The organism is Moraxella canis (assembly GCF_002014965.1).
GTDB classification, from domain to species: domain Bacteria; phylum Pseudomonadota; class Gammaproteobacteria; order Pseudomonadales; family Moraxellaceae; genus Moraxella; species Moraxella canis.
This window is the reverse complement of sequence record NZ_MUXT01000005.1, coordinates 16,679-40,935: the sequence shown is the minus strand read 5'-3', so window position 1 is coordinate 40,935 and position 24,257 is coordinate 16,679. Positions and strand designations below refer to the sequence as shown.

At 47.1% G+C, this 24,257-nt stretch carries 24 protein-coding genes and 1 tRNA gene; 15 read left to right on the top strand and 10 right to left on the bottom strand.

Annotation, left to right across the window (positions count from 1 at the left end):
• Window positions 1-4: 4 nt before the first annotated feature.
• From B0180_RS04120 to B0180_RS04105, 4 genes are all read right to left on the bottom strand, one after another.
• A tRNA-Gln gene (locus B0180_RS04120) sits at window positions 5-80 on the bottom strand.
• Between the two features lie 98 nt (window positions 81-178).
• Window positions 179-1,051 carry a 4-(cytidine 5'-diphospho)-2-C-methyl-D-erythritol kinase gene (gene ispE / locus B0180_RS04115; protein WP_078255800.1) on the bottom strand — a complete coding sequence of 291 codons (873 nt, stop codon included), beginning with the start codon at window positions 1,049-1,051 and terminating at the stop codon, window positions 179-181.
• A gap of 3 nt (window positions 1,052-1,054) precedes the next feature.
• Window positions 1,055-1,630, bottom strand: coding sequence for an outer membrane lipoprotein LolB (locus tag B0180_RS04110; protein WP_078255799.1), 576 nt, complete (start codon window positions 1,628-1,630; stop codon window positions 1,055-1,057).
• A gap of 70 nt (window positions 1,631-1,700) precedes the next feature.
• Window positions 1,701-3,692: a tetratricopeptide repeat protein gene (locus B0180_RS04105; RefSeq protein ID WP_078255798.1), complete on the bottom strand. Its 1,992-nt coding sequence runs from the start codon at window positions 3,690-3,692 to the stop codon at window positions 1,701-1,703.
• Between the two features lie 330 nt (window positions 3,693-4,022).
• On the opposite strand from B0180_RS04105, the gene hemA reads away from it, so the two are divergent.
• Complete coding sequence (gene hemA, locus B0180_RS04100; RefSeq protein WP_078255797.1) at window positions 4,023-5,366, top strand: glutamyl-tRNA reductase; 1,344 nt, start codon at window positions 4,023-4,025, stop codon at window positions 5,364-5,366.
• Window positions 5,367-5,464: 98 nt separating this feature from the next.
• Here hemA and B0180_RS04095 read toward each other — a convergent pair whose 3' ends face one another.
• On the bottom strand, window positions 5,465-7,126 hold the full coding sequence (locus B0180_RS04095) for an electron transfer flavoprotein-ubiquinone oxidoreductase (RefSeq protein ID WP_078255796.1): 1,662 nt from the start codon (window positions 7,124-7,126) through the stop codon (window positions 5,465-5,467).
• A 369-nt stretch (window positions 7,127-7,495) separates the two neighbouring features.
• On the opposite strand from B0180_RS04095, the gene B0180_RS04090 reads away from it, so the two are divergent.
• The 3 genes from B0180_RS04090 (at window position 7,496) to B0180_RS04080 (ending at window position 9,383) form a co-directional block, all read left to right on the top strand.
• Window positions 7,496-8,131 carry a DUF1285 domain-containing protein gene (locus B0180_RS04090; RefSeq protein ID WP_078255795.1) on the top strand — a complete coding sequence of 212 codons (636 nt, stop codon included), beginning with the start codon at window positions 7,496-7,498 and terminating at the stop codon, window positions 8,129-8,131.
• Between the two features lie 58 nt (window positions 8,132-8,189).
• The gene (murI, locus tag B0180_RS04085) at window positions 8,190-9,047 is read left to right on the top strand and encodes a glutamate racemase (protein ID WP_078255794.1); all 858 of its coding nucleotides are present in this window, start codon (window positions 8,190-8,192) and stop codon (window positions 9,045-9,047) included.
• A gap of 150 nt (window positions 9,048-9,197) precedes the next feature.
• The gene (locus tag B0180_RS04080; protein ID WP_227538726.1) at window positions 9,198-9,383 is read left to right on the top strand and encodes a hypothetical protein; all 186 of its coding nucleotides are present in this window, start codon (window positions 9,198-9,200) and stop codon (window positions 9,381-9,383) included.
• 74 nt (window positions 9,384-9,457) lie between these two features.
• On the opposite strand, the gene B0180_RS04075 is transcribed toward B0180_RS04080, so the two are convergent.
• Together B0180_RS04075 and msrA are read right to left on the bottom strand one after the other, a co-directional pair.
• Window positions 9,458-10,882, bottom strand: a complete 1,425-nt coding sequence (locus B0180_RS04075) for a lytic murein transglycosylase (protein ID WP_078255793.1) — start codon at window positions 10,880-10,882, stop codon at window positions 9,458-9,460.
• An 85-nt stretch (window positions 10,883-10,967) separates the two neighbouring features.
• Complete coding sequence (gene msrA / locus B0180_RS04070) at window positions 10,968-11,504, bottom strand: peptide-methionine (S)-S-oxide reductase MsrA (RefSeq protein WP_078255792.1); 537 nt, start codon at window positions 11,502-11,504, stop codon at window positions 10,968-10,970.
• A 55-nt stretch (window positions 11,505-11,559) separates the two neighbouring features.
• Here msrA and cmoA point away from each other — a divergent pair, with 55 nt between their 5' ends.
• From cmoA to B0180_RS04055, 3 genes are all read left to right on the top strand, one after another.
• Window positions 11,560-12,321 carry a carboxy-S-adenosyl-L-methionine synthase CmoA gene (cmoA, locus tag B0180_RS04065; protein WP_078255791.1) on the top strand — a complete coding sequence of 254 codons (762 nt, stop codon included), beginning with the start codon at window positions 11,560-11,562 and terminating at the stop codon, window positions 12,319-12,321.
• Between the two features lie 69 nt (window positions 12,322-12,390).
• On the top strand, window positions 12,391-13,428 hold the full coding sequence (gene cmoB, locus B0180_RS04060; protein WP_078255790.1) for a tRNA 5-methoxyuridine(34)/uridine 5-oxyacetic acid(34) synthase CmoB: 1,038 nt from the start codon (window positions 12,391-12,393) through the stop codon (window positions 13,426-13,428).
• An 85-nt stretch (window positions 13,429-13,513) separates the two neighbouring features.
• On the top strand, window positions 13,514-14,431 hold the full coding sequence (locus B0180_RS04055; RefSeq protein WP_078255789.1) for a DUF808 domain-containing protein: 918 nt from the start codon (window positions 13,514-13,516) through the stop codon (window positions 14,429-14,431).
• A 70-nt stretch (window positions 14,432-14,501) separates the two neighbouring features.
• On the opposite strand, the gene B0180_RS04050 is transcribed toward B0180_RS04055, so the two are convergent.
• Window positions 14,502-15,224: an SPOR domain-containing protein gene (locus B0180_RS04050; protein WP_078255788.1), complete on the bottom strand. Its 723-nt coding sequence runs from the start codon at window positions 15,222-15,224 to the stop codon at window positions 14,502-14,504.
• A gap of 196 nt (window positions 15,225-15,420) precedes the next feature.
• Between B0180_RS04050 and B0180_RS04045 the strand changes: the two genes are divergently transcribed.
• The 4 genes from B0180_RS04045 (at window position 15,421) to B0180_RS04030 (ending at window position 19,076) form a co-directional block, all read left to right on the top strand.
• Window positions 15,421-15,657, top strand: coding sequence for a DUF2788 domain-containing protein (locus tag B0180_RS04045; RefSeq protein WP_049238211.1), 237 nt, complete (start codon window positions 15,421-15,423; stop codon window positions 15,655-15,657).
• A gap of 73 nt (window positions 15,658-15,730) precedes the next feature.
• The gene (locus B0180_RS04040; RefSeq protein WP_078255787.1) at window positions 15,731-16,069 is read left to right on the top strand and encodes a hypothetical protein; all 339 of its coding nucleotides are present in this window, start codon (window positions 15,731-15,733) and stop codon (window positions 16,067-16,069) included.
• 257 nt (window positions 16,070-16,326) lie between these two features.
• Window positions 16,327-17,451: a pyridoxal-phosphate-dependent aminotransferase family protein gene (locus B0180_RS04035; RefSeq protein ID WP_078255786.1), complete on the top strand. Its 1,125-nt coding sequence runs from the start codon at window positions 16,327-16,329 to the stop codon at window positions 17,449-17,451.
• A 119-nt stretch (window positions 17,452-17,570) separates the two neighbouring features.
• On the top strand, window positions 17,571-19,076 hold the full coding sequence (locus tag B0180_RS04030) for an aminoacyl-histidine dipeptidase (protein ID WP_078255785.1): 1,506 nt from the start codon (window positions 17,571-17,573) through the stop codon (window positions 19,074-19,076).
• An 80-nt stretch (window positions 19,077-19,156) separates the two neighbouring features.
• Here B0180_RS04030 and B0180_RS04025 read toward each other — a convergent pair whose 3' ends face one another.
• Window positions 19,157-19,894: a dienelactone hydrolase family protein gene (locus B0180_RS04025; protein ID WP_078255784.1), complete on the bottom strand. Its 738-nt coding sequence runs from the start codon at window positions 19,892-19,894 to the stop codon at window positions 19,157-19,159.
• 186 nt (window positions 19,895-20,080) lie between these two features.
• Between B0180_RS04025 and B0180_RS04020 the strand changes: the two genes are divergently transcribed.
• Together B0180_RS04020 and B0180_RS04015 are read left to right on the top strand one after the other, a co-directional pair.
• Window positions 20,081-20,545, top strand: coding sequence for a YcgN family cysteine cluster protein (locus B0180_RS04020; protein WP_078255783.1), 465 nt, complete (start codon window positions 20,081-20,083; stop codon window positions 20,543-20,545).
• A gap of 159 nt (window positions 20,546-20,704) precedes the next feature.
• Window positions 20,705-21,574 (top strand): CBS domain-containing protein, encoded by an 870-nt coding sequence (locus B0180_RS04015; RefSeq protein ID WP_078255782.1) that lies wholly within the window; start codon window positions 20,705-20,707, stop codon window positions 21,572-21,574.
• Window positions 21,575-21,627: 53 nt separating this feature from the next.
• Here B0180_RS04015 and ygfZ read toward each other — a convergent pair whose 3' ends face one another.
• A complete protein-coding gene (ygfZ, locus tag B0180_RS04010) occupies window positions 21,628-22,332 on the bottom strand; it encodes a CAF17-like 4Fe-4S cluster assembly/insertion protein YgfZ (RefSeq protein ID WP_078255781.1) in 705 nt (234 codons plus the stop codon).
• 184 nt (window positions 22,333-22,516) lie between these two features.
• Here ygfZ and B0180_RS04005 point away from each other — a divergent pair, with 184 nt between their 5' ends.
• Together B0180_RS04005 and hemL are read left to right on the top strand one after the other, a co-directional pair.
• The gene (locus tag B0180_RS04005; RefSeq protein WP_049238225.1) at window positions 22,517-22,855 is read left to right on the top strand and encodes a zinc ribbon domain-containing protein YjdM; all 339 of its coding nucleotides are present in this window, start codon (window positions 22,517-22,519) and stop codon (window positions 22,853-22,855) included.
• Window positions 22,856-22,894: 39 nt separating this feature from the next.
• Entirely contained in the window at window positions 22,895-24,187 is a 1,293-nt protein-coding gene (hemL, locus tag B0180_RS04000; RefSeq protein ID WP_078255780.1) for a glutamate-1-semialdehyde 2,1-aminomutase, read from the top strand.
• The last annotated feature ends 70 nt before the right edge of the window (window positions 24,188-24,257 follow it).

Sequence of the window (24,257 nt, the reverse complement as noted above, 5' to 3'; positions counted from 1 at the left end):
AATATGGCAGAGGTAGCTGGACTCGAACCAACGAATGTCAGGATCAAAACCTGATGCCTTACCAACTTGGCGATACCCCTGTATAGGGCAAAGATTATACCAAATTTTAAAATCAATGCAACTATTTTTGCATGATTTAGATCAAAATTTATATAACTTATTGAAAATTATATGATTTTTAATATAAATTCTGCGCAATGGCTGCAGGGCAGGGCGCATCAGTCAGCCACTGTTTGAGCACTGCTTCATCTGTACCGTCAGGAATGGGCAAAAATACCGTACTGCCAGTGCCTGTCAAGCGCGCGGTCGTGCCTGTGGATGCTTGTAGTGATTTTAGATAGTCAAGCGCCGAGGCGACGGCGGGCGAGTGCATAACAGCAATTGGCTCAAAGACATTGATAAATGTATCGGTCATGGCATCGCCGTAGTCATCATAGTGGCTGCCGATATCTGATATGGGTAGGCAGTTTTTTTGTAAATCAGGGTGGGCAAAAAACTGGGCTGTGGACAGATGCGCCTGAGGAAATAACAGTAAATAACGCGCTGAGGGTAGCTTAAGCGGCGTCAAAATCTCTCCAATGCCACAGACGATCGCATCTTGCTGATGAAAGTGACTAAAAATAAAAAACGGTACATCCGCCCCAAGCTGCTGACCAAAATCAATCAAAACCTGCAGCGACAAATCAAGCGCCCACAGCTGATTGAGCGCGATGAGTGTCATGGCGCAGTTACTTGAGCCGCCGCCCAAGCCTGCGCCTGTGGGGATGCGTTTTTGTAAGTCAATCACCAAAGGCTTGGCGTGATTTGGAAAGTGTTTGGCAAGTAAGGTGACAGCTTTAACAATGAGGTTTTGATCAAGATTTTCGGTCAAGCCCTCGGCGCCTGTCAGCGTAACCAAAGAGCTGTTTGTGTCTGCCAGATCAAAGCTTAACCAATCCCCAAAATCCAGCGCCCGAAAGACGCTTTGTAGGTCGTGATAGCCATCAGGACGCTTGCCGGTGATGTGCAAAAATAAATTAATTTTTGCTGGAGAAAAAATCTTCAAAGCCATGTGTTATTGATGTACCATGGTCATGGTGACGCTGTGCTGATCGGTATGCGTGATGCGCAGGCGCGAGGGCAGAGCGCTTTTATCATAATCAAACTGGGCACGCCATGCGCCATTAGCAGCATGTACCAGTCGACCCGAGCTATCATAGTCAGCGACGCTATCATCAGGGGCACTGCGTCCCAAGATCCAGTGTGGTAGCTGAGAGATTGGCGCTTGCCAACCTGTCGCAGTCAATAAAAGCGCTTCTGGCGTGTCGGCAGTCATCGTGCCTGTGCGCTCGCTATCCAAGGTGGCGGTCGTGCCGTTATAGCGGATTTGGGTTGCGCCAATACCGAGCGCACCTGTCAAATCAACACTGAATCGATTGTCCTCTTGCGCCCAAGCATAAAAGGCGCTGCCTGCTTGCCTGCCTTCAGGCGTGGCAGTGACCACGCCGATTTTGCCTGTAATTGCAAATTTAAGGGGTGTATCGGCAGTGGGCAAGGTCGTGATGGGTGTTTGGGTGCTTGACTGTGTACTGGCACAAGCACTTAATAAAAGTGCGGAGGCGCTCAAAGCAGCAAATGCGATTTTTTTCACAATCTATCTCCTAGGGGCTTAAGTAGACCAGATGAGAATGCTTGGTCAGCACTTAAGACTGGTTAATCGTTTAATAAATTTGACTGTCGTCAGCCATGGCGCCAGAACCAGCAAAACGAGACTGTAAGTCAGCCAAAAGATTTGCCACTGCTTCTTCATCCCCAAGTCCTTGATACGCTCGAAGTAGGGTAATGCCGACGTTCAGATTAGGCATCACTTCATAAGGGGCTTGCAGATAATCAATCACCGCTTCATAATTTTGCTCAGATAAAGCATGACTACCAAGAACAAGTAGGGCGTCTAGCTGAAGCTGGCTGTCATACTCTGGATCATCAAAGCTGATGTTGCTGATCTCTTCGGCGGTGTTGAGTGCATCAGTGTCATTAGCGTTTTGGCTCAGGCGAAGTTTGGCATCTGCCAAGCGATAGTAGGGATTGTATTCATCAATCTCAAGCAGTCGATCGATGGCTTGGCGCTTATCTTGAGGCTCAAGTTCATTTTCAAGCAGCTGAAAGCTGGCATATAATAAGCGATCATCGTCAGGATATTCACGATTTGCCACAGTGAGCAGATCCTTGGCTTTTTGTTCATCGCCTTGACGCAAATAAATCTCAGCTTGAAGGATGTAGCTGTCAGTGGCATAGCTTTCAAATTCATCACGCAAGCGGATCAGCGTTTTGATGGCATCAGCGGTGTTATTTTCCGCCAAATAAAAGCCAACGACTTTATTGGTGGCATCAAGCACATGTTCATAATGATGCACTTTTTCAAAGTTTTCGCGCGCTTGTTGGGGGTTGCCTAAGCGCTCATAGCCGATACCAATGTAATAATACGCCTGACTTGCCATATCTGGATTTTTGATCAGGGGGCTGAGCATCTCGATGGCAGCAGCATAGCGACCGCTATCAAGCCCAACTAATCCTGCCAAAAGCGTAATGTCCTTATCTTGAGTGTTTCTGACAGCTTGTGTGAGCAGCTGCCAAGCCTGACTAAGATTACCCACTTCGATCAGATGGCGCGCCTCGTACAAATAAAGCTCTTTTTCTTTGGGGAGCTTTTTGCGCACTTGATGCAGATAGCGCCAAAGTTCATCCATCTGATTGGCGGCACGCAAGATGTCTAATTTCAGGGTGATAAATGCCAAATTATTTGGCTCAATGCTTAGAGCTTGATTGACATGCAGACGCGCCACCTGATAATCTGCCAATCCCATCAAGATCCCTGCTCTGAGCACCGAGATGGATGCATTTTTTTCACCAAGCCCTTGTAAGGCGTATAATAAAGCTCGCTTATCTTCTCGCTTGGGCGGTATGATGCCAGTCAAAATTTGCCCTAAGTCTGAGCGCGGATCGTAATGCAAGATGGTTGATAGCATCGCAGCAGCTTGGTTGTATTCACCTGCTTTGAGTGCCAAATGAGTGACATAAAACCAAGCAGGAATATGATCAGGATTATGATCTTGCCAAGCGGTGGCAAAGGCCAGCGACTGAGCAGGCGCTTCATACTCAATCGATAAAGACAAAGCGCGCTCAAACACATTGGTGGCATTTTGCTTAAAGGATTCTGCCTTATAAATATTCAAAGCCCGCTCAATATCACCACGATCAGCAGCAAATTCAGCATCCATCAGCGCATATAAATCAGGCGTATTCAGCACAGGCTCTATGTCTTCGGCGATCAGCGTATCCCCTAACAAAATCTCAGGAATGCTGGCATCTGGCAGCGATATATTTTCTTGATGTGTGATCGGGGACGCTTCTTCGCCTATATCAGCCATGCCGGGGGGCGTCTGAGCGATATCCTCTAAAGACTCTTCAGGTTCTGCCTCGGCTTTTGGGGTGTCTTTATAAAATGGCAATAAAATGCGCAGCAAAGGATCAAAAACATTGGCATGTGCAGGCAAGGCGGTGGCTGCTATCAAGCCTGCGAGCACTGAAGCGGTCAGGATGGGTTTGGATAGTTTGAAAGTTTTGACAGAATTTTTGGGTGCAGGTGTACCTTGATGTGCCGATTTTGAGACATCGTCTGAGTGATACCGCCGTTTACGCCCAAGCCAATTCATAACCTGCCAAACACCTCCTGAAGGTGAGATGATTAAATAACCTAAATTTAAAGGTGCAATACGCTCTATTATAAAAGTATTTTTGATAAGTGCAAACAAAACCGTCAAAATAACCAAAACGAAATGGCATGAAATTGTGTAAATCGACGATCACGCCTTTATTTTCCCGATCTTTTCATCAAAGAGCGTCATTAACAACTTATATAAAAGACTGAAATTTAAAATATTCAACAAAATAAACTTGTAATTTATTGGCGGTGATGGCATCAAAGCTGTTATAATAGTGAATTTTTAAATTATAGCAACAGCTTGGGCTGTTTGGTCATTTGTATGAAATTAGCTGTCATCGGAGTCAATCATAAGACTGCCCCCGTTTCACTGCGGGAGCGGCTTTCGTTTGGCTCGGATATGCCTCAGGCAATCGGGCAGTTATCAACATTGGCAAATGGCTGCACCATCGTTTCAACCTGTAATCGCAGCGAGCTTTATGTTGGCATCAGTGATGATGTGGTCGGTCACCACGAGCCTCAAGACGAACAATCAGGCACTCTGACATCTGCTAAGCTTCAGGCGATTGGCGAATGGTTGGCAGAATTCAAGGGCGTGTCATTTGATGAGATCGCCCCTTATTTGTACACTTATGAAGACTCACGCGCGCTCAATCACTGGCTGAGAGTGGCGGCAGGTCTGGACTCAATGATTCTTGGCGAGCCGCAGATTTTGGGTCAGATTCGTCAGGCGGTGGCACTGTCTCGAGAGTATGGCGGTGTGGACAGTGATTTTGGGTGGCTGACGCAGCAGGTGTTTGCTGCGGCGCGGACGGTGCGCCGTGACACCAAAGTCGGTCAGCAAGCGGTGACCTTAGGATTTGCAACTGCTCGTCTTGCTACGCAGATTTTTGATACGCCAAGTAAATTGACGTTTTTATTGGTGGCGGCAGGCGAGATGAATCGCTTGGTGGCACATAATGTCGCTGCCTTAGGCGTCAAAAAAATCATCATCTGTAACCGAAGTCCTGACAGAGCTCAGGCGCTGTCTGATGAGCTGTCTGAGATGGCTAAGCAAGCGGGGCGTGCTCTTGAGATTGAGCTTGCAGGTCTGGATAGATTGGGTGCAGTGTTACCACAAGCGGACATCGTCAGCAGCTGTAGTGGTAGTATGCAGGCGCTCATCGATACCGCTATGGTCAAGCATGCGCTCAAGATACGCCGCCATCAGCCGATGCTGCTTGTGGATTTGGCGGTGCCAAGAGATATTGAGCCTTCCGTTGGGCAGTTAGATAATATCTATCTATATTCGGTAGATGATCTGCAGCATGTCATCGCAGGTAATATCGCTGAGCGTAAGCAAGCCGCGGTTGAGGCGGAGCTTTTGGTGGGTCAGCTGGTGGCAGACATCGAAGCGCAGATGCAGGCGCAGGTTGCCCGTACGCACATTCAAGATTATCGTCAAATGGCCGAAGCGCGCACTCAAGCCTTGCTCAGTCAGGCGATGGCGCAGATTGATCAAGGTGAGGATGCCAAAGCGGTACTGAGCGAATTTTCTCATGCGCTCAGCCAAACCCTCATGCACAGCCCCTCAAGATTGATTCGTCAAATTGCCAAAACGTCTGATGCAGACACTCTAGATTCCATCTGCCATGAGCTGATCCACAGCTATCGTAAGCCAGTCTAACTGTTTTATCAATACATGACCTTGGCTTAGCCATGTCCCCAAAATAAAAAGCGCTTCATGATGTGATAAAGCGCTTTTTGGTCTTTTATGTATTTGGATTACATATTTGGATAGTTAGGACCGCCACCGCCCTCAGGGGTCACCCAGGTGATATTTTGCGACGGATCTTTGATGTCGCAAGTCTTACAATGGACGCAGTTTTGGCTATTAATTACAAATTTAGGTGCCTCACCTTCTTTTTGGACGATCTCATAGACGCCTGCTGGGCAATAGCGCTGCGCTGGCTCAGCATAAAGCGGTAAATTGACCGAAACAGGCACCGTTGGATCTGTCAGGCGCAGATGGTTTGGCTGGTCTTCGGCGTGGTTTGTATTTGAGATAAACACGCTTGATAACTTGTCAAAGGTGAGCTTGCCATCAGGCTTTGGATAATCAGGCTTGTAGGCATGATCAGCCTTATCAAGTGTTGAGTAATCTGGGGTGTTGTCATGAATGGTCAATGGCATTTTGCCGCCAAATAAGTTTTGCTCAACAAAAGTAAATGCGCCGCCCATCCAAGTGCCCATGCGATGTAATGATGGCGAGAAGTTGCGAGCTTGATAAGCATCTTCAAACAGCCAAGAGTTCTCAAAAGCAGATTGGTATTCAGTTACTTCATCAGCGCTGCGCCCTGCCTGAATGGCATTAAAGATGCTTTCGGCAGCGAGCATACCTGATTTCATAGAGGTGTGGGTGCCTTTGATCTTAGCAGGGTTTAGGAAACCTGCATCATCGCCCACCAGCACACCGCCAGCAAAAGTCAATTTTGGTAAGCTGTTCAGACCGCCTTTGGTTAGGGCTCTTGCGCCATATGACAGACGCTTACCGCCTTCTAAGATCGGGCGAATGGTTGGGTGCAGCTTAAGACGCTGAAGCTCATCAAATGGTGAGACATGTGGATTATGATACGACAAATCAACCACCAAGCCAAAGCTGACTTGATTGTCTTCGGCAAAATACAGCCACCAGCCACCAGTGGTGCCAGTCTCTGACAGTGGCCAACCTGAACCATGCATGATAACGCCTTGCTCATGCTTATCGGCATCAATTTCCCAAAGCTCTTTGAGACCGATGCCATAGTGCTGCGGATCTTTGTCTTTGTCCAAATGAAAACGGCTGATCAGACGCTTACCAAGATGTCCACGGCAGCCTTCGGCAAAGATGGTGTATTTGGCAAGTAGTTCATAGCCAGGCTCAAAGCTGTTTTTTGGTTCGCCTTGAGCATTCAGACCCATATCGCCTGTCACCACACCGCGCACCGAGCCATCTTCATGATACAAAACATCGCTTGCTGCAAAGCTTGGGAACATCATCACTTCTAGGCTTTCTGCTTGTTCGGCAAGCCAGCGAACCACATTACCAAGCGATACGATATAGTTGCCATCATTGTGCATGCTGCTTGGCACAACTGAGCTAGGTAAGGTGACGCTGCCCTTTTCGCTGGTAAGCATATATACGCGGTCTTCTTTGGCTTGTACCGTGATCGGTGCGCCGCGCTCTTTCCAGTCAGGAATCAGCTCATCAAGCGCGCGCGTTTCCATCACGGCGCCTGATAGGGTGTGTGCTCCAAATTCTGAGCCTTTTTCGATGACGCAGACAGTGAACTCATCCATCCCAGCAGCGATTGCCAATTGGCGTAATCGGATTGCAGCGGATAGACCTGCAGGTCCACCGCCGACGATCACGACATCAAATTCCATAGATTCACGTTCGATTTGCATGAAACATCCTTAAAAAATAGGTCAAATATCAAAAACAGGCGAGCAGCAAAAGCAGCTGGCAAATCAGGCGGCAAAATTCTTGCCAAAACATTTCAACAGTGTCTATTGTAGCAATCTTCGCTAATTAGGCAAGTTTTTTTGAAAGGTTTGTATTGACCAATTTGAAATAAAAGACCGCTCATCTCCCAAAAATTTTGAGAAATCTTCGTAAAATGGCTTTAATTATTATCAACGCCTTGTATAAAAACTCCTTGCAATTCCCCCTAAAAAACGCCATGATAAGCTAAATTGGTAAAATAATTCAGCAAAAAATCAGGCTAATTTTTTGAGCATTTGGCATGGTTTTGGTTAAATAACAGGGAGAGCATCATGGCAAATATAGATGATATTAATAATAAAAACAAAGACTTATCCAATTCACTGATCCAAGATCTTAAAGCCATACAAACTAAGGAAGCAGGCGAGGGCGGCAAGATACGCAAAATTCCACCGCTGCAAAAGTGGCAGCCCACACGAACGTCACCCCTGAATATCGAAATCCGTGATAATGGCGAGTGGTGGCATGAGGGCGAGAAAGTGACTCGTCAGTCACTTGTGGATCTGTTCGCCAGTGTACTGTGGGTGGAATGGCATGATGGTCAAGCCATTCATTATCTCAAAACTCCGACCGATAAGTATCAAATCCATGTGACCGACGCGCCATTATTTATCAATCAAGTCACCCAAGTGACGGATGCTGATGGTGAGTGGATAGAATTTGGTACGACAAATGGCGATGTGATTCGCTTGGATGAGGATCATCCGTTGTATTTTAAGCAGTTTGGTGAAGAAGAGCGGGTATATATCGACACGCGCTTTGGGCTGACCGCGCGCCTGATGAATAATGCCATGCATCATTTGATCCAAATGGGTGAGCTTAGCCAAATCCAAGAAAATGGGCAGAACAAAACCGTGCTAAAACTGAGCAGTGGTGGTAAAATCTATCAGATTGAACAGCACGGTTAGGCTTACTTGGTGCTTTTAAAAGCGTCTTTGATGAGCCTAAAGTTTTAAGGCTCCCAACATGATACATCCGCATTTTGATTCAATAAATTCCCCAAAATCTGCACCCATTGGCATTTTTGATTCTGGGGTTGGTGGCTTATCGGTGTATCGGCATCTGTCACAACTGATGCCCAAAGAGCGATATGTGTACTATGCAGACACCCAAAATCTGCCTTATGGCAACAAGTCAGGTGATGAGATCTTATTTTTGACCTTACAGGCGGTGGACTGGCTGTGTCGCCAAGGCTGTAAGCTCATCGTTATCGCGTGTAACAGCGCTTCGGCGCACTCTTTGACAGCGCTTCGGGCGCGCTGTAGTATTCCCATTGTGGGCTTGGTGCCTGCCGTTAAGCCTGCTTGTGAGATGAGTCAGACACGTCAGATCGCCTTGCTTGCGACTCAGGCGACGCTTCAAGGGCAACTGCTTGCCCAAGTCATTCATGAAGTGGCAGCGCCAAAAGGTGTGACAGTGCACAAGCACTTTGAGCCGATGCTTGTGCCGTGGGTAGAGTCAGGGATGCCGATCGATCATCATGTCGCTGACCTTCTGATCAAACAAACTCAAGCATGGTATCAACAGGGCGTGGATGTGATCGTTTTGGGCTGCACGCATTATCCATTTTTTCGGCAATTTTTGCAGGATTGGATTGATGAGCAGCAGATTTCGATGACGCTGCTTGATTCGGGCGCTGCTATCGCTCAAAGGGTCAAGTCTTTGCTTGAGTTTTTTGAGGTGAGTGCTGATGGCGAGGTGCTTGATGAGCCGCTCAAATTCTATGCATCTAGCTTGGCAGGTGATGTGCCTGCCACCGCGCGCAGACTCTCACAGGTGCCAATCAGCTTTGTTGATAGTGACTTTTTGCCCATCGATGTTTAAGTCAGGCTTTTGATTAAAGCTTTATCTAAGTGTGGGTTTTGTGTGAAGAATCATTAAAAGGTGCTCGCTAGATTTGCAATTGTGATGAAAATTTGGTGTAATGATATTAAGAATTTAATGACTAAATCCACCACCAAAATGGAGCTTGTAATGACAACGGATACCAAAAAAAGTACTTTGCGTGAAAAAATTGAACAATTCGATCAATTAAGCGATACCATGCATGATGCCGAAAAAAAACGCACGCTAGAAGAACAGGTGGAGTATCTAAAGAGCCAAGGCATCAATCCTTCAAAAACTTATGCCGAATGGGATGATGATAAAGAAGAAGAGTGATTTTTAATTGACTGTTCGCATCAAAGTACAAACTTAATAAAAAAGCCCAAGATTGTCTTGGGCTTTTATTTGGATCATTCAACCAATATCCATGATGAACTGCCGTCGGCATTGATGACACGCCGATAGGTTGTCCCTGTATTGGATGGCGTGGTTGCAGGTTTTATCGTCACCGTCCCTACCGCACTGGCAGCTGGCGTGCTATTGGTTGGCTGCACTGGCTGATACTGAGGTGCAGGCATGGTGATAGATTGAACCGGCGTTTGGGCGGGCTGGATAGAAGCAGTGTGACCGGTGATCAATCGGTGAAACTTTTGCCCTGCACGACCATCAGGCGTGACGCCAACTTTCCGCTGATAATCCATGATTGCTCGGCGCGTATTATCGCCGATGATCCCATCAACCGCACCGATGTCATAGCCGGCATTGATGAGCGCCTGCTGAATCTCTTTGGATTCGCGGCGACCGATACCCGGATCGTCTGTTGGCCAAGGTGTGGCAAAGTTGGTATTCATATTTTCATCACGCACAAGATCGGACAAATGAGCAATCGCTAGCGCATAGCTTTCTGAAGCATTATAAGAATAAAAAGTATCAAAGTTCTTACCCACTAAGAAAGCAGGACCCTGTCTGCCAGCAGGCAGTAGCAAGCCTGCTGATGCCATATTATTTGGAATGGGCTGACCATTTGGCAAAGTGATGCCTTGAGCGCGCCAGTGGCTGATTGATTGCTTATTACGGCGACCGCTTGAGCCATCGTAGCCATTGAGGCGCACCTCATAGCCCCAAGGTTCACCTGGACGATAGCCGCGCTTGACCAAGAAATTGGCGGTACTTGCCAGTGCGTCGGCTTTTGAATTCACCAAATCTTTACGCCCATCACCATCAAAGTCTACCGCAAGCTCCAAAAAGGTACTCGGCATAAATTGCGTTTGACCGAATGCTCCCGCCCAAGAACCGGTCATATCTTCGGGACGAATATCACCATTTTGGACAATTTTTAGTGCACTGGCATACTCACCACGAAAATAACTTTGGCGACGATCAAAACAAGATAAGGTCGCTAGGCTGTCAAATAAATTCTTTTTACCAAGTGTCTGACCAAAATTACTCTCAACACCCCACACGCCAAGCACATGCTCAGGCTTGACGCCATAGCGGCTCTCAATGCGGCGCAGGACTTCGGCTTGCTCATACTTGGCGCGGATACCGTCTTGGACGCGCTCACTGTCCACCAAAGATGCCAAATAATCCCAAACATCCTTTTTAAATTCAGGCTGATAATTGAGTGAGCGAATGACGCTAGGATCAGGCTGCGACGGGCGATATCTTTCAAATGTCGTCCCAGAAACACCCCGAAAGGTGCTGCTGTTTTTTAAATTGCTCAGGCACTGCTGAAATTCGCTGTTACTCAGGGTGGGCAGATCATTAGACAATGCCGTTTGTGACAGCGTGATGCCGGCAGCAGCCAGTGCTAGGGCGGATAGGCGTAATTTCATAAATCTCCTTAGTGTTTGATGAATGTCGTGTGTTTGGTCGCTCAGTGAGCTATCTTATCTTTTGCTATCCCAAAGCACAGCCAAGCTACCATGTGTCTTGATCGTCTTTTAATAAGTGTGCAAAATTTGCGCGCAGTTTGGCAAGCTTGGGCGGAATGGCAAAATTGCAATAGGCTTGAGTGGGATTATTGGCATAGTAGTTTTGGTGGTAGTCCTCAGCAGCATAAAATGTTGGTGCAGGCTCAAGTCTTGTGACCACACCCACACCCTCTGAGCGTAACGACTCAATCATCGCCTCAGCTGCTTTTGCTTGTTCATCCTCGGTATAAAAGATCGCTGAGGCGTACTGCGTGCCGATGTCATTGCCTTGACGGTTTAGGGTTGTTGGATCGTGCGTGGCAAAAAATACCGACAAAATCTCATCAATACCAACTATTGACTCATCATAGCTGACTTCAATGACTTCAACATGTCCCGTCTCGCCCGTGCAGACAGCGTGATAGTTTGCCGTATCACTTGCACCGCCGGCGTAACCACTAACGACAGAGCTGACACCTTTTAACGAATCAAATACCGACTCGGTGCACCAAAAGCAGCCGCCGCCTAATAAAATAGTTTTCATATATTCATCCTAATCAATGCTATAATAACACCATTTTTTAAGTCTATCATAACTCATGCCAAATACCAAACACGACACTTTATTTACCACACCGCTTGATAAGTCGGCTCGCTTTAGTTTTGATGAAGAAGTGGTGGCGTGTTTCCCTGATATGATTCGCCGCAGTGTGCCAGGCTATGGGCAAGTGCTTGCGATGCTGCCGATTTTGGCGCGCCGCCACTGCTTATTTCGACAAGTGGGCGATCACGGGGGGCGTGTAAGCCGTGTCTATGATTTGGGGACATCGCTTGGGGCGGTAAGCTTTGCTTTGGCGGATAAATTTGCCCCTGATGAGCTTGAGATTCACGCCATCGATATCTCAGCGCCGATGATTGAGCAAGCCAAATCAGTGGTGGGTGAGCATTATCCCGATCATGACATTCGCTTTCGGTTGGATGATGTTTGTGAAGTGGATTTTTTGCCATGTGATTTGATTATTATTAATCTAACTTTACAATTTTTACCACCAGATCAGCGACTGGCGCTGCTCCAAAAATGCCATCACGCCTTGGCAGAAGGCGGTATCTTGATCTTGACCGAAAAAACTCACCTAACCGATGAACAAGACGATGCGTGGCGAGTGGAGCGGTATTATGATTTTAAGCGCGCCAATGGCTACAGCGATATGGAGATCAGTGGTAAGCGTAACGCGCTTGAAAATGTGCTCATCACCGACACGCTGCACAAGCACCATGAACGCTTGGCGCAAGCAGGCTTTGAGCGTAGCTTGACTTGGTTTATGTTTTTAAATTTTGCGTCCATTGTGGCTTTTAAATGAGTATAAGCTGATCATCAGCTGCCAAGCTTTTAATGACAATTTTGCCCAACGACGAAGACCGATGACCTTATGAATACGATCACTCGTGCCGAAAAAGACCTTTATCAGACCCTGTTTGACCTAGCGCAGCATCATCCGATGGCGTATGAATGGCTCAAATTACTCCCAGATTGGTTGGCTGCCATTAAAAATAAGGATCGCTATGCATACGCTCCGTATTACGACTCAATCATCAATAAGCTACCTAATGCTGTGCCGACTGCTATTGATCTGAATGCTGCTTGTGTCACTTCATGGATTGACTTTGAGCACAGCGACTATCGGCGTAGCGAAGCATTACTAAAAAACCTCATGCCATGGCGAAAAGGCGGGTTTAAATTTGGGCAAGGCGATCGGCTGATCCATATTGATACTGAGTGGCGCAGTGATCTAAAATGGGAGCGAGTGCTACCGCACATTAGCGACTTGACTGGCAAGCGAGTGCTGGATGTCGGTGGCGGTTCGGGCTATCACGGTTTTCGTATGGTTGGGGCAGGTGCAAGTACGGTGATTGTCATTGATCCGTCTTGCTTATTTTATCATCAGTTTATGGCTACTCGTCACTTTCTTGGCGACATCAAAAACCGCTATGAGCAGTCGCCCATCCATTTTATTCCTGTGGGTCTAGAAGAGCTGCCCCAAGATACAAATCAGCCAGGGTTATTTCACAGCGTTTTTTGTATGGGTGTGCTGTATCATCGTGCTTCACCGTTTGATTGTTTATTACAATTAAAAAATCAGCTGACCAAAGGCGGTGAGCTGATACTGGAGACTTTGGTGGTGGATGGTGATGACAATACTGTGCTTGTTCCCAAAGATCGCTATGCGATGATGAATAATGTGTATTTTTTGCCTTCGGTGCCCGCCTTGCAGCTGTGGCTTGAAAAAGCAGGCTTTGCTCAGGTTCGCTGTGTTGATGTCAATATCACGACCAATGAAGAACAGCGTGCCACCGAATGGATGACTTATCATTCTTTGGATGATTTTTTGGATGCCAAGGATTCTTCAAAAACTGCTGAGGGATACCCCAGACCCAAGCGTGCAGTGATGGTCGCCAAAAAACCTTAATCTATGCGTCTGACTGGCGTATAATATATAATACTGGCTAATCGCTTTACATGATGTGTGAGGCATTCAATAAAAAGGTGAAACTATGGCAGGTGGTAGTCTATTAATGCTGCTTGATGACATCGCAACGATACTTGACGATGTCTCGGTAATGACTAAAATGGCAGCCAAAAAAACCGCAGGCGTTTTGGGCGATGACTTGGCACTGAACGCTCAGCAGGTCACGGGTGTGCGTGCTGACCGAGAGCTGTCAGTGGTTTGGGCGGTCGCTAAAGGTTCATTTGTCAATAAACTGATTTTAGTGCCGGCTGCACTGCTGATCAGCGCCATTGCTGCTTGGCTGATCACGCCTTTATTGATGATTGGCGGCGCATTTTTGTGCTATGAAGGTGCCGAAAAGGTGGTGCATAAATTTGCGCCCAATCTGTTGCCGCACGAGATGGACGATGAAGCAGCACATACCGAAAGACTCAAAGCCAATGCCGATGAGCAGATTGATTTGGTCGCCTTTGAAAAAGATAAAATCCGCGGCGCCATTCGTACGGACTTTATTTTATCTGCTGAGATTGTGGTAATTTCACTGGGCGTGATGACGGCAGCCACTTTCACAACAAAGGCGGCGGCGTTGTCTGCCATTGCTATTTTGATGACAGTTGGGGTGTATGGCTTGGTGGCTTTGATCGTCAAATTAGATGACATGGGCATTCATTTGATCAATCAGCCTTCGGCGTTTCGTCAAGCTTTGGGACGTGCCTTATTGGCTTTTGCCCCAAAGCTCATGAAATTTTTATCCTTTGCTGGCACGCTTGCCATGTTCTTAGTCGGTGGCGGGATTTTGGTGCATGGTGTTGCCATCTTGCATCATCAAGCTCAGGATTTGGCGGCGCTATCGGGCGTGTTTGGCGGCTTGACCGAAGCGTTATATAATGGTGTGGTAGGCTTGATTGCAGGCTTGGTGATTTTGGCAGGTGTGATTGGTATCAAAAAAATCATCAAAAAATAGCCAAATTAACTTATTTGAATAATAAAAAGCGCTCACCAAGGGGCGCTTTTTATTTATGATGACTGTGAGGTTATCTGGGGCTGGGGCGCTGCTCGATCAGCAAAGCGTCAATGCCGTTATTACGCAGGCGTACGCTGGCGGTGGAAGCTTCTTTTTGAGTCATGGGCGTTGAGATGACTTGATACACATAGCCATCTTTTGTATCTTGGCGCACCACGATGGCATCCACGCCTGCCATGAGTACTTCGGCACGTTTTAGGTCGGCGTCTTCGGCTTTTTCATAGCTTTTGATTTGTAGTATGTATTGGCTTTGACGATTGGATGGTGCTGTTTCGCCCGTTTGGGCAGGGTCATTGGTGGTCAAAGGATTGCTGGGTTCATCATAAGTGGTATTTTCTTCGACGATGGAAATGCTCGCTGGCTGGCTGGTGTCAGCTTGCGTGCTTTGATTGATGACCACATCGGTCGATGGCTTGGGCAGGCTATCTTCTTCCCGATCTTGGATGCTCACGCCTTCAGGGATACTTTGGAATTTTTGTTCAGGTAAGACTTCATAAAATTCAAATTCAATGTCAGGCTCATTGGCGGTGATGGGCTCAACGGCCGCTTCAGGCTCAGGATCCACTCGTTGACCAAAGCCATCAAATAAGGGCGATAAATATAAAAAAACCACCAACATCGCTGCCACCAATAGCCCCACCACAATCCAAAGCAAGCTACTTAGACCCAAGCTACGATTATGCACTTCATCTTTATAGACGGCGGAAGGCTGTTTTTGGGGTCTTTGAGCCATGGCGATATCCTGTGTGGTTTTAGCAAAATGGGGCGGTGATGAAAAATGTAAACTTAGGTGAGATTTTTAATAAGCCTAAACAAAGGCTATTTTAGCAAATTTTTATAAAAATATCGTGCTTATTCTTGCGCGAAGGTTGGTAGTTGGGATAAATATTGTTATAATGTGTGGATAAATAATCACAAAGGTACTTAATATGTCTGCGATGGCGACGCTGTTTTTGGTATCAGCTGAGACGATTACCACCTTGGGCTTGTACGTTTTATTGCCTATTTTTATTGGGTTTTTGATTTTTATCATGTGGGATATCTCTAAAAAATCAAATGCCGGTAAAGCGGGGACTTTTTGGATCTTTGTTGCATTGGGTATGGGTTTTTTTGGCTTTATTGCCAAGCTTGTGATCGAATTTGTGCTTGAAAAATGGGTGTTGTAAGCTTTATTTGAGCATTTTAAAGTTAGCGGTTGACTTGATTATTTTAAACAGTCTTTAATTTTGGAGTAAAGGTATGAAGTTTTTTGCAGTGACTGCATCAATGGCTGCTGTTTTGGCATTGAGCGCTTGTGGTAACAACCATGAAAAAGTATACGCCGTGGATCGTGTTGAAGAAGCGCAATCAGCTGCTTTGGCTAATGCTCCAAAAGCTGAAGAAGTGGTGTTTGAGGATGAAGGTGCACCTACCATGACTACCGAGACAGCCACAGCGGACACAAGCGCTGATGCTGCCGCCCAAGAGCCAGTCGCTCAAGAGGACGCCCAAGTGGCAGATGCCGAAGCGGCTGCAGAACCTGCTCAAGAGCCTGTCGCAGAAGCTCAAGCGCCTGCTGAAGCTCAAACCACCAACTGATCTGATGCGCTTTGATCAACTCTGAATTTGATTGAAATTAGGCAGTTTGGATGCATAAAAAACCTTGGCTGATAAAAGCCAAGGTTTTTTTTGTTTATAAAGGTAGTTTGGGTATTTAAATAAAGTGACAGTTTAGGTACTTACTTAGGTGCTTAGAAGATCAAAAGACCTGCCTTAAATCAGCGGAAGTGGCTTGATTTTTTGAGCTTGGCTTGGTACATTAGTGGCTATTGATTGAATAAAATAAGGAAATGATCATGCCAGCACTGAGAAAAGATATTGACCCTGAAGGATTATTGGAGTTTTCTGTTGTTTATACTGATCGCGCGCTGAACCACATGTCGGCGCAGTTTCAGCAGGTAATGAAGGATCTGTCATCTGAGTTAAAGTCACTATTTCAAGCCGATGCGGTCGCCATCGTGCCAGGTTCGGGCACGGCAGGCATGGAAGCGGTTGCCAGAGCTTTGGCGGCTGGTCAAGATACTGTGATCGTCAGAAATGGATGGTTTAGCTACCGCTGGACGCAGATTTTAGAAGCGATTGGCGTTGCTAAATCTAGCCATGTATTTAAGGCGCATATCCAAGAGGGTGAAAATGGGTTTGTGCCTGCCGATATTGACGAGGTCACCGCCTATATCAAAGCGCACCGCCCAGGCATCGTGTTCGCCCCTCACGTTGAAACCGCCTCTGGCATGATGCTGTCAGATGAGTATATTCGTGCACTTGCTGAGGCGACGCATTCGGTCGGTGGGCTGCTTGTCATTGACTGTATTGCTTCTGGATGCATCTGGCTTGACATGAAGGCGCTGGGCATTGATGTGCTTTTATCAGCACCTCAAAAGGGTCTGTCAAGCACGCCGTGTGCTGGCTTAGTGATGCTGTCGGAGGCTGCCAAAGAGGCTGTTTTGGCAAGTACACCATCAAGCTTTTCTTTGGACCTAAAAGCATGGTTAAATATCATGAGTGCTTACGAAAATGGCGGACATGCGTATCATGCCACCATGCCAACCGATGGTCTAAAGCAGCTGCGTGATACTTTGCTTGAAGCAAAACAGATCGGCTATGACACCCTAAAACAAGCCCAAATCACCCTTGGTCAAGAGATTTTGGCGGTGCTAAATGCCAAAGGCGTCCAAAGTGTCGCTGACCCCTCCGCCCAAGCTTATGGCGTGATCGTTTGCCATGCTTCAAGTGATGAGATTCATAAAGGTGCCGCCTTTGCCAAAGTGGGCGTCCAAATCGCTGCTGGCACGCCGCTTCAGGTTGATGAGCCAAGCGATTATAAGAGCTTCCGCATTGGCTTGTTTGGGCTTGATAAATTGACCGATGTTAAAGGGACGGTTGAGCGCTTTAAGGGTGCGGCTGATCAAGTGTTCGTATAATCCAAATCATCATAAAACAGGCTATGTGCTTGATGCCTAGCCTGTTTTTGTTTTTGGTAGTTTGGATAATTTGAATGAGATTTTTTGATATTTTTTAATTGTAATGGTAAGGAAATAAGATGACTGTTAATTTGGCGGCTTATGAAGATAACTTAAATGTTGTCAAAGATTTTGATCCCATGCTGTTGTGGCGCTGGTTTAGTCGCATCAGTGCGACACCGCATCCAAGCTTTCATGAAGAAGCTTTGGTGGCTGATATCATCGAGTGGGCGACGGCGCATGGGCTGTCTGCTCGCCGAGATGGCATTGGTAATGTCATCATCAAAAAACCAGCGACCAAAGGCTACGAAGATCGTGAGCCGATCGCTTTACAGGCGCACTTAGATATGGTGCCTCAAGCCAATGAAGGTACGCTACATGACTTTGCCACAGATCCGATTCGCCTTCGTCTTCATCCTGATGATGACGCATGGCTGATGGCGACAGGCACGACTTTAGGGGCGGATAATGGCATCGGCATGGCAAGCTGTCTTGCAGTCCTTGAAGATGATTCACTGGCGCATCCTGAGCTTGAGGTACTACTGACGATGACCGAAGAGACAGGCATGGTTGGGGTGATTGGGCTAAAAGCCAATGAACTGACCTCAAAAATCATGGTCAATACCGACACCGAAGAAATCGGTGAGGTATATATTGGCTGTGCGGGCGGTATCGATGCGGATCTCAGCTTGCCACTGACATGGCAAGAAAATTCCTTTGATGCTGCGCTAAGCCTAACCATCAAAGGGCTGCGCGGAGGACATTCAGGACTGGATATCGATAAAAACCGTGGCAATGCCATCAAGCTGATGGCAAGAGTATTGGCTAAGCTGTTGGGCGACTTTGACGGACAATTTGCCATCAGCCACATCAAAGGTGGCACGCTAAGAAACGCCATTCCACGTGAAGCCCAAGTCGTGATCAGCTGCCCTCAGTCGTCCTTGTCCGCGCTGACAGACGCCATCAATCACGCCACCGCTCAAATCTTTGAAGAGTTTAAGCAAGTCGAGCCAAACTTTACTGCGATCATTGAGACTGCTAAGCCTGATCAAAAGGCGCTGACTTGGGCGTCATCTCTTCAAGCCATTCATCTCATCAATGCGCTGCCTAGCGGTGTGGTGCGCCAAAGCGATCTTGCCAAAGACACGGTGGAGACATCATTGTCCTTTGGGCAGCTTAAGATGGATGATGATGCGCTTAAGTGTGTGCTGCTTATCCGCTCTTTGGTTGATTCGGGCAAAGATGCGGTCTGTGATACGCTCTCAAGCATTGCGCATCTGTCAGGGGCGCAAATCGCGTTTGCTGGTGATTATGTGGGCTGGAATCCAGATGCCAATTCAGTGATCACGCCGATCACCACCCAGCTTTATGCCCAGATTTTGGGTCATCAGCCTGATATTAAGGTCATCCATGCAGGGCTTGAGTGTGGTTTGATCAAGCAAAGCCATCCTGATATGGACATCGTCTCAATCGGTCCAACCATCAAAAATGCCCACTCGCCTGATGAGATGGTGCATATTGAGTCGGTGGCGGTGTATTGGCGACTTTTGACTGAGATTTTGGCAAATGCGCCACCCAAGCGCTAAAGCCATCGTTAATTCATAAAACCATCTGCTTGATCTTAAGCAGATGGTTTTATTTTTGTGATTGTGCTAAGGCATCGCATTTATAAAGTATCATTCATAAACGCGATCATTTTTGCCCAGCTGTCTTTGGCGGCTTGTGGATGGTAACCCAAATCAACACCGTTTTCACGAGCTCGCTCATCGGCGTGTGGGTTACTAAAGCCATGTTTTGCGCCTTCGTAGATATCGATTTGGTAGTCAACCTCGGCTGCCTCAAGCTCTTTTTTAAGACCGTCGATTGCCTCCATTGAGACCATAGAGTCAGCCTTGCCGTGCGCAACCAAGACTTTGGCGACGAACTTTTGTTTGGTGGCAGGCGTGATGGGCGCAGGATTACCATGGAAGGTCGCCACCGCTTTTAGGGGCAAGCCAAGTCGTGCCATGTCTAAGGCAATTTTACCGCCAAAGCAAAATCCTACGATACCGATACGCTCTTTATCCACTTCACTAAGATTAGCCACATCGTGATAGATGGCTTGGCAGCGATTCATCAGCTCATCAGAATGCTCAAGCATTTGAGTCATCCATTCATTGGCTTGATGTGCGTCTGTGGTCATTTTACCTTCGCCATAGACATCCATAGCCACCGCGACAAACCCCTCAGCTGCCAAGCGCTCAGCAACTGTTTTTGGGTGTTCGACAACGCCCCACCATTCAGGCGCTACCAAAACTGTCCGCGCCTTACCTGTGTTGGCGGTATTCTCTGGTAGGGCAATGTAGCTGAGTAATGGTGTGCCATCGGGCGCAGTGGTGGTGAGCGTGCGAGTCGTTATTGTCATAAAAATATCCTTATTGGTTTGGTGGTATCACAAAAACGCCCCAAAGCTGCATCATTTTGCGACCTCTAGAACGGCGTTTGGTTTGTTTAACTTAACAAGCTGCCTTCGTCAAGTCAAGGTTTTTATGCCAATTTTCTCAAATTTTACGGTACAATAAAGTCAATTTTATGAAAATATGATGGTGTCATGATTAGTGATGAGCTTAGACCTAAATTTTGGGAAAATTATTGTCTTGATGAGCTGACGGATGCAGAGTGGGAGGCGCTGTGCGACGGGTGCGGCGCGTGCTGTTTGGTGAAATTTCTTGACGATGACGATGCCAAATACACAGAGTACACCGATGTGGCGTGCCAACTTTTGGATACCAAAACGGGGCATTGCCAAAACTATGCAGAACGGCAGCGTTTTGTGCCCGACTGTATCCGTCTGACGGCGCAGATGATGCCTCAGATGCTTTGGCTGCCGCGCCACTGCGCCTATAAGCGGCTTTATCTTGGTCAAGGATTGCCACCTTGGCATCGACTGCTTAACGGCACTCAAAACCATGGCGCAGGGTTTGCTAAGGTGTCTGTTGCAGGTCGCTGCGTCAGTGAGCTTGGGATGAGCGATGCAGACATCGAAAGGCGAGTGGTTAAATGGGTTAAGCCTTAACATCGTTGAAAGAAAAAAATTGGCAAGTTTGATAAAATTGGTGAATGTCTGTGATTTTGTCAAAAGCACTTGAATAAAACCTGATGATACGCTAAATTGTAGCAAGGCAATCAATGCGCCATGATTTTAATGATAACACGAGGTTAAATTATACCGTCTATGTCTGATGACAATTCGAGCGGCTGGTCTATGCGCGGGCTTAAGCGCTGGCTGTCCACCGCACCCGAAACGCGAGACGATTTGTTGAAACTGGTTCAAGACTCTCGCCAGTTTTTGGAGCCTGATACGGTGGATATGCTTGAGGGGGTGCTTGACTTGCCGGCAACCCAAGTGCGTGAGATTATGACGCCGCGCCCTCAGGTTCATGCTGTGGCAAGCGACGATGACTTATCCGACATCTTGTCGGTAGTCTTAGAGACTGAGCACTCTCGCTATCCTGTGCTTGACAGTTTGGATGATAATGCCGTGGTCGGGATTTTGCTGATTAAGGACTTGATACCGTACCTAAAAGCCAAAGCTGACGGTAAAGAGCAGCCGCTCAAACTGGCTGATATTGTGCGAAAGCCGCTATATATCAGTGAGACCGCACGCTCAGACACTTTGTTGCGCTCTCTACAAAAAGCCCAAGTGCATATGGCGATCGTGGTGGATGAATTTGGGTCGGTGTCGGGCGTGGTGACGATGGAGGACTTGTTAGAGGAGATTGTCGGAGATATCGTCGATGAGCATGATGATATTGATGAAGACAGCGACATTAATAACATCATCCCGCATCCTGACAAGCCAGGTGTTTGGCTTGTGCAGGCATCTACTTTGATCAGTGATTGTAATGAGATTCTGGGCAGTCATTTTGATGATGCTGATGTTGATACCATGGGCGGACTTGTGATGCAGGCGCTTGGGTTTGTCAGCCACCTTCAGGGGGCGGTAGTGCAGATTGATGAGTGGCAAATCACGGTAGTTGATGTTGAGGCGCGATTTATCCATTTGCTGGAGCTGGTGCTCATACCACAGGTGGAGAATGCTTAAAAAACGGAAGTTGTTTACTTCCGTTTTTTATTAGTCTTATATGATCATAAGGCTTAGTCTGATCGTCCCACATCTGCCTGCAGAGCTTCTGGCAGCGGCAAAATCTCAAAATCTGCCAAATCTGCAGGGCGTGCGATGACTAAGGCTTCATAGCCCAAATCGGTTTTTGTGGCATTAACCACACTGACAGACCCTATGCTGCTGCCCGCATCTGGCATCTCTCCTTTGCCTAAGATACGGTGCAAATAAGCCTTTGGGCGAGCCTTAAAATACAGACGCGCGACAATCTCTTGACCCAAATAACATCCTTTATCATACGCCACCCCTCCTTTTTGGTGCAGGCGAAGTTCTTGGGGTTGATACAGCTCACTGGTATTGGCAGTCAGCCAATAATTGCCTGTCTCGATGCTTAATCGCTCCCATTGCTGAACATCGCTTTTTTGGTGATGGTCAAAGGTTGGCTGACCGTCTGTGATGTGCGGATAGATTGGCTCGGCTGACGATAGGGTGATTTTGGAGAATGCGCCAAATTTTTTGATGTGCATTGCCAAAGCCTGTGCCATATCGGCGCTCACAACGATACCAAAACCTGCCAAAGTGCGCACAATCCAAAGTCCAAATTGTACACGACCCTTAAGGTTACATATCGCTGTCGGCAAAAACTGCTCGCCAATATCAGCGATATCTGCTGTGATCTGTCCTTGCAAAAATTTTTCGCTGTCAGCGCCTGTCATCTCAAAATAACAAAAATCAGTCATGGTTGTCTCTTTTTTAAACAGTTATTATCATAAATATAGGGATTGTTTGATCAAATTATAGGATAAATTTGATGGCAGATGTTAAATTTTTGTACAAAATACCAGTGAACATAACAATTAACCCCTAAAATCGGTTACAATAAGCAGTTAAGTTTTTTATTGAGAATCAATTTAAGGTGATATCATGAGCCTACCTGCCTGCCCAAAATGTCATGAATCTTATACTTATGCTGATGGCGCGCTGCTGATTTGCCCCATGTGTGCTCACGAGTGGCAAGAAGGTGATGAAGCCGATGAAGCTGCTGTGATCAAAGATGCCGTCGGTAACGTGCTCCAGGATGGCGATGCGGTGACAGTGATCAAGGATTTAAAGGTCAAAGGCTCAAGCACGCCGATCAAAGTTGGCACAAAAGTCAAATCCATTCGCCTGATTTATGATGCCCCTGATGATCACGATATCGATTGTAAAATTGACGGCTTTGGTGCCATGAAGCTCAAATCTTCGGTCGTCAAAAAAGCTTAATTGTCTCAACTTCATTTAATGTATCATAAGGACGCAGCCATGACACACATTCGCCCAACCAATGAAAAATTATTCAATGACGCCAAACGCCACATCGCAGGGGGAGTTAACTCGCCTGTGCGTGCTTTTGCCGGCGTGGGCGGTGTGCCAGTGTTTGTGCAGCGTGCAAAAGGCGCTTATATTTATGACACCGAAGGTCATGCTTATATTGACTATGTCGGCTCATGGGGTCCGATGATTTTGGGTCATGCGCATGATAAAGTCATCGATGCGGTGAAAGCTGCCGCAGAAGATGGATTGTCTTTTGGTGCGCCGACGCCTTCTGAGACGACGATGGCGGATTTGATTTGTCAAATCGTCCCAAGCATTGATTTGCTACGCATGACAAGCTCAGGCACAGAAGCGACGATGAGCGCGATTCGATTGGCGCGTGGCTATACAGGTCGTGATAAGATCGTCAAATTTGAAGGCTGTTATCATGGGCACTCTGACAGTCTGCTTGTCAAGGCAGGCTCGGGGATGCTTGATATCGGTGAGCCGACTTCAAAGGGTGTGCCTGCAGATTTTGCCAAGCATACGGTGACTTTACCATATAATGACATCGAAGCGCTGACCGCGTGTTTTGAGAAATTTGGCGATGAGCTTGCCTGCGTGATTTTAGAGCCGATCGCTGGCAATATGAACATGGTAATCCCAAGCCATGAGTTTCATCAAGCGCTGCGCCGCCTGTGCACCGAGCATGGCGTGGTGCTGATTTTTGATGAAGTCATGACGGGCTTTCGTGTTGGACTGGGCGGCGCACAGGCGCATTTTGGCATCACGCCTGATTTGACGACCTTTGGTAAGATCATTGGCGCAGGCTTGCCGGTTGGTGCGTTTGGCGGTAAGCGCGAGATTATGGAATGTATCGCACCACTTGGCGGCGTCTATCAAGCAGGGACTTTATCAGGCAATCCATTGGCGATGCGTGCAGGCAAGGCGATGTTTGATGAGCTGACTGGTGAAGGATTCTATGAGTCGCTTAGCAAAAAGACCGACTATCTGATCAAGGGCTTAAAAGCGGCCGCTGATAAGCATGGTGTACCTTTTGAGACGTGCGCGGTGGGCGGTATGTTTGGTATTTTCTTTACCGATCAGTTGCCAAAGAATTTTAATGATGTTGCAAGTCGCTGCGACGCCAAAAAATTCGCCAAATTCTTTCATGGCATGTTAGATTTGGGCATTTATTTGGCACCATCAGCCTTTGAGGCGGCATTTATGAGTGCAGCACACACCTATGAAGATCTGGATAAAACCATCGAAGCGGCAGATCAAGTATTTTCACAATTATAATTTGGTTGGGCGTTTTTGACAGTTTGGTTCACTGGTTTAAGCTGACAAAACCCTTTGCCCATTGGAATAG